This window comes from Nitrosospira sp. Nl5 (assembly GCF_900102495.1).
Taxonomy (GTDB): Bacteria; Pseudomonadota; Gammaproteobacteria; order Burkholderiales; family Nitrosomonadaceae; genus Nitrosospira.
The window spans coordinates 323573-338382 of the sequence record NZ_FMVQ01000001.1; the positions used below are offsets into that span (position 1 = coordinate 323573).

The 14810-nt window shown below is 49.5% G+C and carries 30 protein-coding genes and 1 tRNA gene; 6 read left to right on the forward strand and 25 right to left on the reverse strand.

What is annotated here, in order from left to right:
• Positions 1 to 183: 183 nt before the first annotated feature.
• Positions 184 to 462, reverse strand: coding sequence for a hypothetical protein (locus BLP45_RS01585; protein ID WP_090369109.1), 279 nt, complete (start codon positions 460 to 462; stop codon positions 184 to 186).
• Positions 463 to 744: 282 nt separating this feature from the next.
• Positions 745 to 1182, reverse strand: coding sequence for a VOC family protein (locus BLP45_RS15035; protein ID WP_090369112.1), 438 nt, complete (start codon positions 1180 to 1182; stop codon positions 745 to 747).
• 327 nt (positions 1183 to 1509) lie between these two features.
• Here BLP45_RS15035 and BLP45_RS01595 point away from each other — a divergent pair, with 327 nt between their 5' ends.
• The 3 genes from BLP45_RS01595 to BLP45_RS01605 are packed head-to-tail and all read left to right on the forward strand — an operon-like array spanning position 1510 to position 3871.
• Positions 1510 to 2256, forward strand: coding sequence for a DUF5131 family protein (locus BLP45_RS01595; RefSeq protein ID WP_090369114.1), 747 nt, complete (start codon positions 1510 to 1512; stop codon positions 2254 to 2256).
• A 5-nt stretch (positions 2257 to 2261) separates the two neighbouring features.
• Positions 2262 to 3536 (forward strand): three-Cys-motif partner protein TcmP, encoded by a 1275-nt coding sequence (locus BLP45_RS01600; protein ID WP_090369115.1) that lies wholly within the window; start codon positions 2262 to 2264, stop codon positions 3534 to 3536.
• 56 nt (positions 3537 to 3592) lie between these two features.
• Positions 3593 to 3871 (forward strand): hypothetical protein, encoded by a 279-nt coding sequence (locus BLP45_RS01605; protein ID WP_090369117.1) that lies wholly within the window; start codon positions 3593 to 3595, stop codon positions 3869 to 3871.
• A 22-nt stretch (positions 3872 to 3893) separates the two neighbouring features.
• Here the strand turns inward: BLP45_RS01605 and BLP45_RS15040 are convergent, their stop codons facing one another.
• From BLP45_RS15040 to BLP45_RS01625, 4 genes are all read right to left on the reverse strand, one after another.
• Positions 3894 to 4082, reverse strand: a complete 189-nt coding sequence (locus tag BLP45_RS15040) for a type II toxin-antitoxin system HicA family toxin (protein ID WP_090369119.1) — start codon at positions 4080 to 4082, stop codon at positions 3894 to 3896.
• Positions 4079 to 4342 (reverse strand): DUF1902 domain-containing protein, encoded by a 264-nt coding sequence (locus BLP45_RS01615; protein WP_090369121.1) that lies wholly within the window; start codon positions 4340 to 4342, stop codon positions 4079 to 4081. The genes BLP45_RS15040 and BLP45_RS01615 overlap by 4 nt, the downstream gene beginning before the upstream one ends.
• A 303-nt stretch (positions 4343 to 4645) precedes the next feature.
• On the reverse strand, positions 4646 to 4876 hold the full coding sequence (locus tag BLP45_RS01620; RefSeq protein ID WP_090369122.1) for a hypothetical protein: 231 nt from the start codon (positions 4874 to 4876) through the stop codon (positions 4646 to 4648).
• Positions 4877 to 4878: 2 nt separating this feature from the next.
• Positions 4879 to 5079, reverse strand: a complete 201-nt coding sequence (locus BLP45_RS01625) for a hypothetical protein (protein ID WP_143002365.1) — start codon at positions 5077 to 5079, stop codon at positions 4879 to 4881.
• 691 nt (positions 5080 to 5770) lie between these two features.
• Between BLP45_RS01625 and BLP45_RS01630 the strand changes: the two genes are divergently transcribed.
• From BLP45_RS01630 to BLP45_RS01640, 3 genes are all read left to right on the forward strand, one after another.
• Positions 5771 to 6037 carry a hypothetical protein gene (locus tag BLP45_RS01630; RefSeq protein ID WP_176754623.1) on the forward strand — a complete coding sequence of 89 codons (267 nt, stop codon included), beginning with the start codon at positions 5771 to 5773 and terminating at the stop codon, positions 6035 to 6037.
• Between the two features lie 39 nt (positions 6038 to 6076).
• On the forward strand, positions 6077 to 6769 hold the full coding sequence (locus BLP45_RS01635) for a hypothetical protein (RefSeq protein ID WP_218117921.1): 693 nt from the start codon (positions 6077 to 6079) through the stop codon (positions 6767 to 6769).
• Positions 6770 to 6871: 102 nt separating this feature from the next.
• Complete coding sequence (locus BLP45_RS01640; protein WP_090369125.1) at positions 6872 to 7315, forward strand: Pycsar system effector family protein; 444 nt, start codon at positions 6872 to 6874, stop codon at positions 7313 to 7315.
• Here the strand turns inward: BLP45_RS01640 and BLP45_RS01645 are convergent.
• The 19 genes from BLP45_RS01645 to BLP45_RS01725 form a co-directional block, all read right to left on the reverse strand.
• The gene (locus BLP45_RS01645) at positions 7308 to 7490 is read right to left on the reverse strand and encodes a hypothetical protein (RefSeq protein WP_090369127.1); all 183 of its coding nucleotides are present in this window, start codon (positions 7488 to 7490) and stop codon (positions 7308 to 7310) included. The two genes, BLP45_RS01640 and BLP45_RS01645, sit on opposite strands and share 8 nt — an antisense overlap.
• Before the next feature lie 103 nt (positions 7491 to 7593).
• Positions 7594 to 7668: transfer RNA gene (locus BLP45_RS14500), tRNA-OTHER, on the reverse strand.
• A gap of 94 nt (positions 7669 to 7762) precedes the next feature.
• A complete protein-coding gene (locus BLP45_RS01650) occupies positions 7763 to 8848 on the reverse strand; it encodes a tyrosine-type recombinase/integrase (RefSeq protein WP_256327627.1) in 1086 nt (361 codons plus the stop codon).
• Positions 8848 to 9051 (reverse strand): DUF4224 domain-containing protein, encoded by a 204-nt coding sequence (locus BLP45_RS15045; protein WP_090369129.1) that lies wholly within the window; start codon positions 9049 to 9051, stop codon positions 8848 to 8850. Before BLP45_RS15045 ends, BLP45_RS01650 begins: the two co-directional genes overlap by 1 nt.
• Positions 9035 to 9262 carry a DUF3310 domain-containing protein gene (locus BLP45_RS01660; protein WP_090369131.1) on the reverse strand — a complete coding sequence of 76 codons (228 nt, stop codon included), beginning with the start codon at positions 9260 to 9262 and terminating at the stop codon, positions 9035 to 9037. The genes BLP45_RS15045 and BLP45_RS01660 overlap by 17 nt, the downstream gene beginning before the upstream one ends.
• Positions 9255 to 9596 (reverse strand): phage protein NinX family protein, encoded by a 342-nt coding sequence (locus BLP45_RS01665; protein ID WP_090369134.1) that lies wholly within the window; start codon positions 9594 to 9596, stop codon positions 9255 to 9257. The genes BLP45_RS01660 and BLP45_RS01665 overlap by 8 nt, the downstream gene beginning before the upstream one ends.
• The gene (locus BLP45_RS01670; RefSeq protein WP_090369136.1) at positions 9593 to 9787 is read right to left on the reverse strand and encodes a phiTE_015 family protein; all 195 of its coding nucleotides are present in this window, start codon (positions 9785 to 9787) and stop codon (positions 9593 to 9595) included. Before BLP45_RS01670 ends, BLP45_RS01665 begins: the two co-directional genes overlap by 4 nt.
• A gap of 27 nt (positions 9788 to 9814) precedes the next feature.
• A complete protein-coding gene (locus BLP45_RS01675) occupies positions 9815 to 10141 on the reverse strand; it encodes a helix-turn-helix domain-containing protein (RefSeq protein WP_090369138.1) in 327 nt (108 codons plus the stop codon).
• Positions 10142 to 10143: 2 nt separating this feature from the next.
• Positions 10144 to 10395: a hypothetical protein gene (locus tag BLP45_RS01680; protein WP_090369140.1), complete on the reverse strand. Its 252-nt coding sequence runs from the start codon at positions 10393 to 10395 to the stop codon at positions 10144 to 10146.
• Positions 10385 to 10888: an HNH endonuclease signature motif containing protein gene (locus BLP45_RS01685; protein ID WP_218117922.1), complete on the reverse strand. Its 504-nt coding sequence runs from the start codon at positions 10886 to 10888 to the stop codon at positions 10385 to 10387. Before BLP45_RS01685 ends, BLP45_RS01680 begins: the two co-directional genes overlap by 11 nt.
• Before the next feature lie 110 nt (positions 10889 to 10998).
• Positions 10999 to 11178 carry a hypothetical protein gene (locus BLP45_RS01690; protein ID WP_090369144.1) on the reverse strand — a complete coding sequence of 60 codons (180 nt, stop codon included), beginning with the start codon at positions 11176 to 11178 and terminating at the stop codon, positions 10999 to 11001.
• Positions 11166 to 11306, reverse strand: a complete 141-nt coding sequence (locus tag BLP45_RS14505) for a hypothetical protein (RefSeq protein WP_176754624.1) — start codon at positions 11304 to 11306, stop codon at positions 11166 to 11168. The genes BLP45_RS01690 and BLP45_RS14505 overlap by 13 nt, the downstream gene beginning before the upstream one ends.
• Positions 11303 to 12076 (reverse strand): hypothetical protein, encoded by a 774-nt coding sequence (locus BLP45_RS01695; protein WP_090369145.1) that lies wholly within the window; start codon positions 12074 to 12076, stop codon positions 11303 to 11305. The genes BLP45_RS14505 and BLP45_RS01695 overlap by 4 nt, the downstream gene beginning before the upstream one ends.
• Before the next feature lie 13 nt (positions 12077 to 12089).
• The gene (locus BLP45_RS01700) at positions 12090 to 12704 is read right to left on the reverse strand and encodes a hypothetical protein (protein ID WP_090369148.1); all 615 of its coding nucleotides are present in this window, start codon (positions 12702 to 12704) and stop codon (positions 12090 to 12092) included.
• 2 nt (positions 12705 to 12706) lie between these two features.
• Positions 12707 to 13357 (reverse strand): ATP-binding protein, encoded by a 651-nt coding sequence (locus BLP45_RS01705; protein ID WP_090369420.1) that lies wholly within the window; start codon positions 13355 to 13357, stop codon positions 12707 to 12709.
• A gap of 80 nt (positions 13358 to 13437) precedes the next feature.
• Positions 13438 to 13626, reverse strand: coding sequence for a hypothetical protein (locus tag BLP45_RS01710; protein ID WP_090369150.1), 189 nt, complete (start codon positions 13624 to 13626; stop codon positions 13438 to 13440).
• Positions 13619 to 13813 (reverse strand): hypothetical protein, encoded by a 195-nt coding sequence (locus BLP45_RS01715; RefSeq protein ID WP_090369152.1) that lies wholly within the window; start codon positions 13811 to 13813, stop codon positions 13619 to 13621. Before BLP45_RS01715 ends, BLP45_RS01710 begins: the two co-directional genes overlap by 8 nt.
• Complete coding sequence (locus BLP45_RS01720) at positions 13810 to 14076, reverse strand: hypothetical protein (protein ID WP_090369154.1); 267 nt, start codon at positions 14074 to 14076, stop codon at positions 13810 to 13812. The genes BLP45_RS01715 and BLP45_RS01720 overlap by 4 nt, the downstream gene beginning before the upstream one ends.
• A complete protein-coding gene (locus BLP45_RS01725; protein WP_090369156.1) occupies positions 14073 to 14525 on the reverse strand; it encodes a hypothetical protein in 453 nt (150 codons plus the stop codon). The genes BLP45_RS01720 and BLP45_RS01725 overlap by 4 nt, the downstream gene beginning before the upstream one ends.
• Between the last annotated feature and the right edge of the window lie 285 nt (positions 14526 to 14810).

Sequence of the window (14810 nt, forward strand, 5' to 3'; positions counted from 1 at the left end):
CCGAATTAGCGTGCATCAGCCGGGGAAACTACGCCAGGGGAACGCCGAGCATATATGCGCGATGGGACGTTAAGTCTCGACTGTCTCGGTTCCCAAGCCTGCCATCTCCACTCGACGCTGGCGCCACTCCGAAGTTCGCTCAAATGGTTGAGCCTGTTAACATGAAAACTTGTTCTACGTCACTTAGTGTTTTTGTTCACCTAGGCCACTCATAACATTGCCTAATATCCCAATAAAATTCTCCATCCCGTAACTTAACAGTTTGAGCTGCGTTTCGTCGGGCTCGCTTCCACCAAAGGCGGCTATCATTTGATCCAGCGGTATTTCTCCGTGTAACGTCTGGTAGTGAGCAAGATTTAAGGCGAGCAATCGCGCACACTGGGCGAGCTCTTCTTTCGAAGACTGCTCAATTAAGCCATCAGCCAGTTGATAGTAACGTTCGAATGTCGACAGGTCTCCCATTAAAGTTCCTCCATCATGAAGATGCCCTACCTTAACCAGCATTAAGATTTGGCGCTATAGCACGATGTAGCTGTAGTTCTCAGTAGCTCAAGCTTTACAAACGAAAATGTGTTGTTTCTTTGATGTCATGTCCCGAGAGAAGATCTACCGAATGATCAAATGGGGTCAGGTTCGATTGATTGTAAGACCGTACTGCAAGAACAATTTAAGATCAATTGAACCTGACCCCATTGATTCATTGATTCCTTGCATGCAATATTTACCTTTTTGCAACGCGCTCGCTCAGCCGAGTTCTTGGGCGAGTCCGATGAGAAGACCTTCAGGCCCTCGGATGTAGCAAAGTCGATACGCGTCTTTATACTGGACTACTTCGCCTACAAGCTGCGCGCCGCGCTTGCGGAGCCTTTCAAGCGTCTCGTCAATATCGTCCACGGCGAACATGATGCGGAGGTAGCCTAGGGCGTTTACAGGAGCGTTGCGGTGATCCGCAACGGCAGGTGGCGTCAGGAAGCGGGAGAGCTCAAGCCGCCCGTTGCCATCCGGCGTGCGCATCATTGCAATCTCGACGCGCTGATTGCCCAGTCCAGTGACACGCCCGGCCCATTCGCCTTCAATCGTGGTCCGACCTTCGAGTTCGAGGCCGAGCTCACGAAAGAAATCAATCGTCTCTCCGAGGTCATCGACGACGATCCCTATGTTATCCATCCGTTTGAGTGCCATGTGCCCAATCTACTAATAACGGCCGATAAGCAGATGAAGATCAATGGGGTCAGGTTCGATTGATTGTAAGACCGTACGGCAAGAACAATTTAAGATCAATCGAACCTGACCCCATTGATTCACAATACAGAGTGGTCATTCAGCATTCCATCGCAACATCAAGGCACATTGTGAGGCCGACAGCAGCGCAGCGCGCGGAATAGAGAACTTACGGTAACTCACTAGATCGAATTACAGGAACGCACCGGATCGGATTACAGTAACTCACTAGAGAGAGATACAAGAGCTGTCGCAGTAACGGATATAATTGAATTCAACAGGAGGATTATGGCAACGCAATCATCAATCGAATGGACGGAACAGACGTGGAACCCAACAACGGGCTGCACAAAGGTCTCGCCAGGCTGCAAGAATTGTTACGCAGAAGTCATGGCGCGCCGTCTGCATGCCATGGGTGCGGCGGGCTACGAGAACGAGTTCAAATTGACGTTGCACCCACAACGACTGGAGCAACCTATAAAGCGTAAGAAGCCCACGGTTTATTTTGTAAACTCGATGAGCGATCTATTCCACGATGACGTCTCTGATGAGTTTCTGGATCGGGTGTTTGACGTTATCAAGAAGACGTCGCAACACACGTATCAAATATTGACGAAGCGGGCCGAACGGTTACCGGAATACTTTCGTCATAGGACGTGTCCAGATAATGTTTGGTTGGGTGTTTCCGTGGAAGACAAACAATATGGCGTACCGCGGATTGGTCACTTGCGCCAGGTGAATGCGCGCGTTCGCTTTTTATCCGTCGAACCGTTGCTTGAGGATGTGGGCGAGATTGACCTAACCGACATACATTGGGTGATCGTGGGTGGCGAGTCAGGTCACAAGGCGCGACCCATGCAACCTGAGTGGGTAGAAAGCATAAAAAGGCAGGCAGAAGAAGTGGGTGTGGCGTTCTTCTTTAAGCAGTGGGGCGGATGGGGCTCAGACGGAGTAAAGCGCGACAAAAAAACAAATGGCAGGGTGCTGAATGGACGAACTTGGGATAACATGCCAGCGTTATCGATCAATGCTTAATTCGCATGCCAGCCAAACCCTACAGTTGGAAAGATGGCCCAGATGCCATTCAGCCGCACAGTATTGCGAAGCATCGCGTATTACGTTCTTATCTAGCGGCCTATTTTAAGACGTTAGTCAGCAATCCTAATCAGGACGTACTAAGTCTAACGCTAATTGATGGGTTTGCCGGCGGCGGTCACTATATTCACAGTGAGATGGGCACGTTAGTTAAAGGATCTCCCTTTATATTTCTCGAAGCAACTCAGGAGGCAGAATATTCAATTAATCAAGCGCGCAGAAAACCAGTTCGTTTCGATGTCGATTACTTTTTTGTCGAACCGAATCGCCATGCTTGTAAATATCTAGAGAAAGTTCTAATCGAAGGCGGGTATGGTGACCAAATAGGTAAAAGTGTCCATCTACGGAAATCTACGTTTCAGGAGGAGGTTGATAATATCATTGCGTTCATCAAGCGCAAGAATCCTCGTAACGGGCGTTCCATTTTTGCGTTAGACCAGTACGGTTATAAAGATGTACCCACTCATCTAATCAAAAGCATTTTTACAAACCTGCCGAGTGCCGAAGTAATACTAACTTTTGGCATCGACTCGTTCATTAACTACGCCAATGATGGCACGTTCACCCAAAATCTCCTAAAGCAGATCGGAATTCCGGATGTGCTGCGAGGGCGATCAATTGCAGCCCTTAAAGATTCAGATCGTGATTGGCGGCTTTTTATTCAGAGCACGCTTTATCGCTCTTTAGTAGGCAATTGCGGCGCGACTTACTACACCCCTTTTTTTATAAGAAATGGAAGAGGTCATGGTGATTACTGGCTGATCCATTTGTCCCAGCATTACAAGGCTCGAGATGTAATGACCGAGGTTCATTGGGATAACAATAATTACTTCATCCATTATGGTGGAGCTGGGCTGGATATGTTCCAAATGGTTGGCTATGATCCGGCGCATGACTTTGCCCGTCTCGGCCAAGACAGCCTTGGTTTTGAGTTTGATGACATCGCACGAAAGGCGAGTATTGTCGCGCTACAAGATCAAATTCCGCGCAAGGTTTACGCCAATGATGACGGCGTTAATTTTGACGTTCTCTTTGCAACTACATGCAACAACTCGCCGGCTTCAGCGAGCATTTATAAGGGCGCGTTGGAGCATCTGATCCAGCATAAGGAAATCGAAGTGATTAGTATTGATGGTGTCAGGCGTAGGTCTGCGCTACAGATAAAACCTAGCGATCAGATTGTCCCTCCTGCACAGCGTTCTATATTTCTTCAGCAATGAAGCCGTCGAAGCAGGTTGAGATATTTTCTTTTCCGTTAATTGGTAAAAGAGTGTAGATGGTGAGTGAAGACATCCTGCGGAAAATAGGCGGGCAGTATATTGCGGCAGCTCTTCAGGCGTCGCCGAACGTCGAGACATCAAAGGAAGATTTTCAGGAAACGATTATCGAGTTGCCAGTATCTGGAACGACGCGGTTTAAATGCCAGCGCATGACTGGAAAGCAGGGTAAATACCGCTACAGGTTCTGGATGGCTGTTGAGGCGGTTCGGACTGAGGAAACAATACCCTTCGGTGAGGGCAGGGAAGGGCGGGCAATAAAAAAGCCCACTGATTAGGTGGGCTTCTGACTGACGAGTATTAGAAGCGATGTCTGATTCCTGCGTCCTTCATTATTCCGTTTGCCGTAAACTTGGAATTGCAATTGAAAGGGACGGTTACCGCTAGCGATCCTTTTCCCCATAACTCATGGGATCCTTTACCTTGACGAATAAAGATAAACCCATGCTTCTTTAGTTGATCAATTACTCTGGGGTAATACCCATTCATGCGCCCAATAGGCGCAGGTCGGTAACCGGTCGGGGGGCATGGCTGCTGTGCAATTGGTGGTCAAGCAACTCGCCTACTGAACTTGTGACTTCCTTCACCAACTCATCAAGGGTTTCCGCTTCGCAGACTAGGCCACGCAGATCATTGCTTGTAGCAACAAACACATTGGCCTCTTTATCATGCAAAACGTCCACACGCAACTTCAACGTAACGCCGGCGCTTCCCAGAGTTCTCCAAAAGGGGAATCCGATTCTATACATTAGCACTACCCTCCAATTCTATGGACGAGCAAAATCATCATCAAAGTTCTAAGCGATGGGAACGGATTAATTATTAATCTTCCCAGGTATCTGCAAGTAACTGCTTCACAAGAGTATTTTTGAATGACGTGCTGTTAATAAAAAACGTTGCGTTTGCGCAACTGTACGTCCACGTATTGTTTACTATAAAGCAACCTTTAGCAAGCGCTAAATCAGGTCTTTGTCAAGCCCTCTCTGTCGCTGATGGAACGGGTAGCATATCCACCGGTGCTATCAAATGCCTCCCATTATTGTACGGATGGCTTATTTACGAGCATCCTTCGGTCTGGCAAATCGAACTCCCGGGGATATTGCATCCTTCCCTAGCGCCTCATTATTCAAAGCAATCGCATGTTGTTGCGCTGATTCCAACAAAACAAATATCTGCTCCGCCTTCGTCTTCAATTGTGATCGCTTGCCTATATTGGGAAGGTCGTTTGCAATAGCCCCGATGGCATTCAAGTTGGCGACGAGCTTATAGAAGGTGTCGGACATAATCAATGCTCGGTCTTGTCATCCAGCCCCTGGATGACATTGCCTAAAACACCAGCCATGGTTTCCATTCCTCGGATCAGCAGCATGTTCTTCTGCTCATCACTGAGTTCATTTGAATAACCCATCGCCACGTGCTCTTCCAGTGGCAACACGCCATACGTAATTTCATAGTGCGCAACATTCATCGCTAACAGGCGGCACATTCGGCAAGATCCTCTTTGCCGGAAATCTGAACTAACTTGTCGACAAGCGCCATGCACTCTTTGAGGTCTACCGGCTCATGCATAATGTATTAGCTCAATTGCGGTATGGCGCCTTGATTTTTGCCATTCCCACGGTGGAGTAGGGGACTTGTCAGTCCATAGCCCACGCTTTAACTGTCGGGCTTCATGCTGGAGGATATAGAGGCTGTGATCCTTCGCATACTGGCAGCGTCACAAACAACATCGATGTTTCAGTACTGACAGTACACGTTAAAGAAGCGGCGTAGCGAGCCGTTATTGATGAGAATGCCCACATTGATACTCTGATGTACCTCAGTCCAATGGGAATCAAACTGATACCCGGCGACAATGCCAGAATGTGCACGACAACGTTTGATGCCGCATTTCTGGAGAAGAAGAATGAAAAAAATATTGATTGTGTTTTGGTTGACTTTTCTTGGCTCACCCGTTTGTTCTGCACTCAGCTCAGCTAACCCTTCGCGAGCGATCGCTGAAACCTCGTTGCCTGCTTCTATCAATAGCTTCTTTCAGTGAGCATGCAAATGAAAAGCTTGTCCGTATTAACGCTTATGTGTTTCATGCTTCTCAGCTCGGGCTGCGCTGTCTTCATGGCCGCAAAACAACCAGATAAAAAGAATGTGGATTTGTTCCAAATCGGACCCCTAGAAGCATGCTGCTGGCAGAATTCGGCATGCCAACTGTCAGCGAATTACGAGACGGCAAGAAGCACGAAATATACAAATTCGTGCAAGGCTATAGCGCCGGGGCGAAAGCCGGCAGAGCTGTCTTTCATGGCGCTGCCGATGTATTAACATTAGGATTATGGGAAATCGTAGGAACGCCAGTTGAAGGCACATTTAGCGGTGACGAGATGGCCTACGAAGTGAGCTATGACAAAGACGACAGAGTTGATCAGGTTATTGCGCTGAAGAAGTGACATAAAATGATACTGCCAGCTCAACAATAAGGAGAAATAATGAAACTCATCATGGGCCTTTTAATGGCCCTGTTTTTTGCCTCAGCGATAACTGGATGCGCCACACCGAAATACAACTATACCGCTCTGGAAACGTCTGTCCGCGAGCCCGTATTAGGTTCTTCAAATACGAGTCATGTCGGAGACATCATGCTGCGTCAAGGGAAATATAAGGAGCATGACTCGATCTACGTCAAAGATAAGATAGATGTCATTTGGGCGTATACACTCATGCCCGGCTATTATCTGAAGCAGGGAGAAGATGACGTTGGAGTATACTACTATCCTGGCGGCGACGAGCCGGGGCATGTTGACAAGGCCATGCTTGCCGATCCATGGAAAAGTATTATGGCAAGGAAAGATCCTCCCGCCATATGCGTTATCACGATGTTCAATGTGGCGACCTGTAATACCATGCACCAGAATTATTTCGAGCGACGCAAAAAACCCCTTGCACACACCGGCTCGTTTGAGCAAACGCTTATTTATGGCGGCCGACTAGGCGACAAAATTAACATTGGCTATCGCGAGTACTCGGGAAATATGACTCGGCCGGCCTTCAGTAATAACGTCGAGTACGACCTTTCACAGTCGATGCTTATTGGATACAAGGGTGCAAAGATAGAAGTAATTGAGGCCAATAACCAGCAAATTAAATACAAGGTTATTGAGAGTTTTACTCCCGCCAATTAACCCGCTTCAGCGGGTTTTTTATTCCCATCTATCCTTGATATAAAGCTCAGCAATAGATAGCATTCCTCGACAATGAAGACCTACAGAGGCAGGGAGGAATCAATGGATAGATTGGAGTGGGTGGAGCGGGCGGCGATAGAAAACCTTGAGGAGAATGCGCAAATCAGTGGTCTTTTGAGAAAAGAGTCAGTCACGTTACTGACCTTGCTACTTTCTGGCGCCGGTGCTGCTCTATATTTTGCAGCTAAAGAAACAAATTTAATGGCTGTGGCCATGGCCGTGAGCATCTGGCTTTTCGCCATCGCTCTGCTGCTAAGCATTAAATGCTTAATGTTTGCGACTTTCCCCGCTGTATGGAATGAGCCAAAGAATCTTAATAATAAGCTGTACGATTTCGAAGAAGTGCGTGAGAAAGAGCTTCTGAACATGCAAGAAAGGATTGAGCGGGCCGGGACATTCAATGCAGAAAAAAGTGAATGGCTCAATAATTGCATAATACTCGCGTGCCTCACGCCAGGAGTAGCGCTATTAACCTGGGCTATTTAGGTGACCGGGTTCTGCGAACAGGGGTAGGTTGTCCTATTTTTCCGCTTCTTTTGTCCGGCGCTTGAGTTAAAACTGATCCTGCAAGGCTCTTTGCTGCACTGGTTGCAGTTTTTTGCTGCAAAACCTTACCGGCCAAACTGGCCGTTTTCTGCGAAGACTTTTCATCTTTTGCCATATTTCCTCCGTTAGCTTTTCATAGGATTGGTTACAAATCAGTTACATTTAGCAAAGAAAGAAAAATGAGTTGCGGCAATATCATTTCAACTCATTGTTTTATATGGCTCCCCGACCAGGGCTCGAACCTGGGACCTGCGGATTAACAGTCCGCTAAAGTTCTCGTTTCTAATCAGGGTGTTGTAATCGTTTCTGCACCGCAAGAGCAGAAAAACAGCTAGTCTGCAACCCGCATGGATGCTATATGTGCGTTGCCTTTGCGGAGCGCATTTGTCATTTTGTGGGCGTTACAATTTGCCCAAGACGGACGTAATGCTCAGTCATTTTAACCGATGAATGGCCAAGCTGCCGACGCGCTTCAACCAGTCCATGACTGTCTGCTTTTTCCGTTCCAGCCTTCGCCCGAAGGTCTCTAAACTGGAACCCTCTTATCCTCGCTGCCAGATCAGGTTGGCCGCTTCTATCCGCTTTGTCGGCCGCCTTAATCCTCGCTCTCTCGAATCCGTTGTCCAGTCCAGAAGTAGACAGAGCAAAACCACCTTGCGAGATGATCAGCGCGAGGTTGTGGACTGAGCTTCCCTTCTTTCTTGCGGTGATATTCTCTATCAGCAACCCAAGACCATTCAGCACGCCAGCGTCATCCATTAGCCGAATCCGCACTGATTTTTTAGTTTTACCCTGCTTTACTAAAATAGCGCCATCCCGAATATCAGTTTCGCGCATTTTAAGCGTGTCGGCCGGTCGCTGGCCGGTAAGGTAAGCTAGGTCCATCGCATCGCGTACGGCCGCACTTGCAGAGTCCCTGACCGCGTTGAATACGTCGTCATTGATGAATACGTCGCGGCCGTCTTCTTTAAAACCCTGAACCCCCTTGCATGGATTGGCAAGTGCCGTTAATCCGCGCTCTCTCGCGAAGTTCCAGATGTGGGATAGCAATGCCTTTTCGCGATTTGCCCTGACCTTTGCCTTTGCTCCGCGCCAGTCGAGATATTGCCGAACGTGTAGCGGTTCAATGTCATCCAGCAAACACTTCTCGTCAAAGAACTTCAGAAGGTTGGCAATCTCAACCAGATTATCCTTACTGGTCCTCGGCGCTTTCGTTGGAATAATCTCCCTCGTATACCGCTCCGCTACAGCCTGAAACGTCACGGCCGGAGTCGGCTCTGTGACGGTTAGCTCCGCCCATTTCATTACGGCCGACGTGTAATCGCTGCCAAGCGGTATCTCATGCCGAGGCTTGCTACCGGAATCCAGATAGTAAAACACGCGGCCGGAGCGCTGCACTCGCGCCCTCATGCCTTTCGGCAAATTCAGATTCTTGCTTGGCTTTCTCCCCATGCGCTTATTCTGATCGTTCATTATGCAGTTCGCAATACCTTTGGCTGCCAACGTTCACGAGGTTGAGCGGGCTCTTTCTTACTCTCAAGAATAGAGCGCACCACTACCGGCCGGCCGACAGCATTCACATAAAACGGGATGCCCATGGTCCGCAGTTGTTCGACCTGCAGGCGCCTAACCTTTCGCCCCGTCAACTTGGCTATCTCGTCAGGCGTGAGGAACATCTTTCGTTTCCAATTCAATCAACAGTTCAATAAAGTGTTTCGCTTTCTCGAGATCGGCTATGCCGCCCTTGTCCCGCCAGCGCGTTAAATATTTGATGGCGCTACCCTCACAGAATCCGATACCGTTGGCGTGAATGTATTCGACTGGCTGAATCTTCAGCTTCTTGTAGTGGTCGCCGGATACTTGGACGTCGAGTGCTGAGTTACTCATCCGGCACTTCCTCCCCAAACTTCGAAGCGACGTAGCAGCGCATTGCGGCTATGAGGGGATCCGGGCCACTGTATTGCAGTCCTTTGAAACACGCGTAGGGGAGCTTCACATCACCCTTAGTGATGTAGAACATTTCTATCCCTTCACGTTCTGTGATCGGCCCACCTTGCGACCAGTCCGTGGAGGGAGAGTAATTGCTTGATTCTGACCATTGGGTTCTGTCATGGACGCTGCAAGCGGCACCGTTTACGCACGCATGGATGAAAACCTTTTTACCATCGGTCTTGCCCGCCCAGTAATCCAGTAATGCACCTTTGAGTTCTGCTACCTTCATTTCTCCCGCTCCCTAATTTTCGCTTCCAGTTCTGAAACAAACTTGTCCCGCGCTGACCAGCCTAGCCATGTGTGCTGCGTCACAAGGCAAGCGTAACCGTCGTGCCAGCGGGCCAAGTTGTAACCTCGCGGCTTTGCCCACTGCTCGAATTCTTGATCGCTGACGGTTACCACGACGGCTCCTGCCACCACTTCTCAAACTCCTCGCGCTGTTTCTGCTCAGTCATCTCGGTCTCCTTTCATCCGCTCATACTCGTGCAAATACGCATAAACGGTCGTGACGTGTACGCCCAATCTCGACGCGGCCTGTTTCTTACTCAGCCCTTCGTCTATCCATTCCAAGATTTGCGGAACGACCTCCTGAACGCGATCCTGAAACTCTTTGGTCTGATTCTCGTATCGCGTGCGCTTCGGAGTCGTGGCGAGCATTGCTTCCTGAACGTCCATCATTAACAGTTGCACAGTGGAGTAGCTTGGGATCAACTCTGATCTCTGGTTTAATCTGCGCACGATCTGACGCGGCATGCCGTCCATGGAACAGATCATGCTTAACCCTTGAGCCGGTGCGTGATAACTCCAAGCCGCGGCCTTTCGTTAACCGGTGCGCCGAGAAAATCACTCTCGATTACGCCACCTGTAGCCTTGATATAATCGACCTCCGCTTTAGCGCTATTGATTATCACCTGCGCCACATCCGAAATAGCCTTTGCGCGATCAATGTCCATGGGCTTATCTTTGTCCTTCAGCGCCGCAATCGTTTCGAATAAATGTAAGCGCAGTTCCGTGATGTTATTTGCCATGAATTTTTCTCCTGATAACGCCGTTTAATCGGATGACTTCCTTGATCTCTTCAGGAAGGTTGTGAACGCTGTTTCGCAGCATTAACTCTTTCCTTGTTAACACTTCCAAATTCGCTATGTTGCAGTTCTGCTTGTTGCCGTCCTTGAATATGAGGGCCGTTCCTCTAGCCGGGTACTCGCCATGCGCTTCTTTCCATATTTCGCGATGTAGTAGGCGCCACTGATACATGCCCTCGGCAATCTTTATCTCGAGATACCCATCTTTGCTAATACGTGTTGTTCCGGCTGGCTTATGGTTTGGCGGAACAGTGCCGGGGCGAAAGCGCGTCTCTGCCGAACGTCCGCCGCTATCAAAATGAATACCTTTGTTCCACGCGCTCTGTCCTTTCTTGAACCTGGACGCAGAGCCTACATTGTCACCACGCCGCAACCTGCAGGCGGCCGGACTAGCTAAATACGCATCGCTTTTCCTGATTCCGAGCATCGTGGCCATGTGGTAGACGGCTCGCTCAGGGCGGCCCAATATGGTCACTACGTGTGGTGTCGGACTGTCAGGATAAATTTCACGCAGAATCCTTTTCTCGGATTCCGTCCATTGACGTCTCATACCAATACCGCGCCAACTGAGATAATCATGGCCAGCGAACCGAGGAACCACAGCCAGTCGCGGTTTTTCTTCGCCGGCTGATAACGGACTCCGAACGCATAACGAGAATCCCGGATTGTCATCGAGTAATCCGGATGCCAGCCAGAGCTAACGTATTCCTTTTCTAACTTCTGCATTTCGCAATCTCCTGTTGTGCCTTGATAAGTTCGCGGTTTTTGTTGTCAATGAAACCGAGCGTTCCGATTACCGCAGCGATGGCGAAGATGACCAGAAAGCCACGCCAAGTGATTTGTGGCTCGTTCATGGCACACACAACTCTTCTAGTTCATTCCAGCTTGGGTCGTAACCTTTAATGCATTTCCATGTTGCAAGGGCGCACGAGAAAACGTCCCAAGCTTTTACGATCTCGTCAGATTTCCATACATGGATTTCCACGTAGCCCGGTACCGTGCGTGACACAAAGATGTTGGCGCAAACGTTAACCGGGAGTTGCAAGCCACGGTGGTAAGCAGACAATTGCCAATCCTGGTCATAAGCGAGTTTCTTTGTATCGCCGGGCGCCATATCTTTGCTCTTGTGGTCAATCACAATGCCGTGTGACGGACTGTGTAGATCAACCTTTCCGCCGTAACCTAGCGTCGAAGCAAAAGAGGTTTCGGCAACCCAATCATTCACGTCTGGAAACGTTTCATGGAGTTTTGAACGAACTGCCGAAACATGGTCTCGGTAATCGTTGGGTACTTGCAGCCCCTTAAAACTTGCCTCAATCGCATCATGAATGCGTGTACCCTCTTCAGCCGCTTGGATGGCTTGCTGCTTAGAGTCGTCCAATACACGCGCAAGAAAAACCTGATCGCTTTCGCCAGAAGCCCGCGGGAGAGTGAGGGCAGCCAGGATGCCTTGCTTTACCTTCCACTCAACCAGCGCCGCTTTGTTAAGCACATCCAAGACTGTTGTCACGCTTGGAGCGAGGCCAAGCTGACGCGCATCCCTAAGGGTCGTATCGCGCTCGTTACCGTTTTTCCCGATGACGGTATATTTCGGACTCCCGTCTTTTTCATACCAATGGCTCATATCTCAGGCGTCCTTAAAAGGGTATATCGTCATCCATATCTTCGAACCCAGAGGCTCCCATGGGCGCTACAGCGCGAGTTGTTGCGGCAGGCAACGCCTTGTCCCTCAAGCTGCTAACTATGCTGCCCAGGCGCTCAGCTTTCGTGGCCTTATTGAGAATCTCGCTTGCGGTCATTTCGGTAGAAGCTTCAAAACATCCGACCAAATTAAGTTTTGAGCCCATCGATCCGTCGTTTTTCGTGTAATGCTCTTTCTGCAACAGAACTCCCACCGGCTTATTCATTAACTCAGGGAATACATCGGCATCTGTTTTTTGCTTGCCGCCGTCCATCCATTTCTCGATTTGCGCATGGACCGGCTTAATCTGCTTCACACGCATACAGGTCATCAAGGCATTTAGTACCTTCAGCCCGAACAACTCTTTCCCGTCCGCGTTATATGTCCAGAGTGTCAAGAAATCAGCGTCCCTTCCGTCCGCGGAACGAAACGTGAATTCAATGCCCTCTGTGCTTTTTTTGCTTGTCACGGCCTCCGCTCTGGTAAATGCGCCGGCGTATTTGCCGGTTTCGCTGATGCGCCCCTGTTCGGCTTGTTTTGCGGCTTCCGGATTCAAGTCATAACTTCTCATGCTCATGCTCCTATTGTTGTTAAATCGTAGTAAGTGCAAATGGCCTGATCGACCACCTGCAGATCGTTTCCAATCTGTTCGTCATCGAACATTCCCATCGGGGATTTGGTGGTGTCGTTTCCGCTGTTTTTGGTGGTGAAGAGGTACTGCCCATTGATTACAGCTGTGCGCAGGACGATGGTCACGAGGCCTTCGACGGTGAGCTTTTCGTCAAGCATCTTGCCGATGGTCTTGGCCTTGATCCGGCCATTCATATCCGTATCGGTATGGCACAGCATGTAGACACGCTTTTGATCCGGCAGGGTGGTCGCCACTTGCAAAACGTCATAACAATGACGCGCAATCTCGGTGAATTTTTCGTAGCCTTTTTCATAGGCTCGGTCAAAGAACTCCCCGGCCATGAGGTACTGAAAATCATCAATAATGATGATGTCGCGCTGGGTTTTCTGGAGATAGGCCACAATCAGGTCCGATGTGCTGCCAACAACTATGTTTCCGGGCGACTCTTTTGAATGCTTCTTCCACCCGGCCGCTTTAAATGGCAGTGGCTTGGGCTTGATTTGAATCAATAGGGTTTTCTCTGGATTCAGGTTGCGGAGTGACGCAGACTTTCCTGTGCCAGAATCCCCTAGAATGAATGTTGCGATGCTCATTTTCTTTTTGCTCCTGTTCATTAAGTTCGGATAGCTCTTGTTCGTGTTGCCCGGTTTGTTGCCAGTACTGCAACCCGCCGTCATCCATAATTACCTCGCTTGCTCCTCTCATTCCAAAACCGCCGAGACTGTCCGGCGCTGCGGTTGTGATGCTCGGTCATTGCGTAGATAGCGATAGTCGCCTCTTGCGCCATCTTGCGTATCTCGGCACGCGCTAGAGCGGCTTTAATGTCGATACGGGCGGCTAGGGTGGAGTCGAAGTTACTCATCGCGCTCAGCTTCCTTTACCGTGATTTCGATTCCGCCGAGAGCCTTCGATAGAGCGTGGGACGCATGGTCAAGCCGTTTGTAATGCTCTATTCGGCCGCTTCCAAAGCCGCACTCGCGTTCCATGAATGCCTTTGCGGCCTGCATCGCGGAGATCGCTTTGATGATTTCTATGGAATCGATTTTCATTGGTTCGCCTCGTTCAGCTTGGCCGCAGCCAAGCACACCGCTTCCCGCAGCGTCCCGGCCCGCACAGTTCCAACCTCTTCGCATTCCAAGATGAAAACTGCCGGCGTGTCTTTTGTTGCATCGACACACTGATAGAACGGGCAGTAGTCGGTCAGGAACGAAACTATCTCGTCACCGGTCATTTCAAGCGGCTCGACTCGCGGCTCTGTCCAGTGTTTGCGAAACTCTCTTTCGTGCCACTTCAAGGCTTCGCGGGCGCTCATGACTGCTCCGGGTATTTGGCGAGGATGGCATTGGCGGCTTTTGATGCATTCACCAGATCATCGTATTGCTTTGCATTACCCGCAATCTCTCCCTCTTTCCAAGCCCATTCGCCTATTAGGTCTGGGAGATAGTCGGCTGCTATGCGTAGGGCATCCACCAACTCGCAGCAGTCTTTGGTCAGAGCTGCATTGCTTAATGCCACCTTATCAATCCAGATCAGCACATCTCCATCCAATTCGAGTTTCGCAGTTGGGATTCCCTCACACGCATTCCAGCAAGCGACTAGGTGGCGGGCATTGGCTTTCATCTCTTCATGTGTCATTGACAGGCTGTGCGGTCGATAGCAGTCTGCGATAGCGTTACCGAGTGCATCATTCGCGTAAATCGTCGTCACACTCTGATGTTCTGATCCGTCACCTACTTCTAATTTCCCTTCCGTATGGCTCATGACTGCTCCACTATCTCAACATCACCAGCTGCAATAAACATCCCGGCAAGCAACGAAAATAGCGGTGATAGAACGATCCAGAATGCGATGATTGTGTCGATGGTTGTGAACATGATTCCCTCCTGTTAACTCTCAACAGCCCTAATCAGACCCTCTTTCCCATACTCAAATGACAGACGCTTTCCCGTGTATGCGTTATGGAGAGCGCCATCTTTGATGTAAAACTCGCATTCAGTCGTCGTGGTCTCAGATGATTTCCAAATGATGAAACCAGTCGCCACGCGA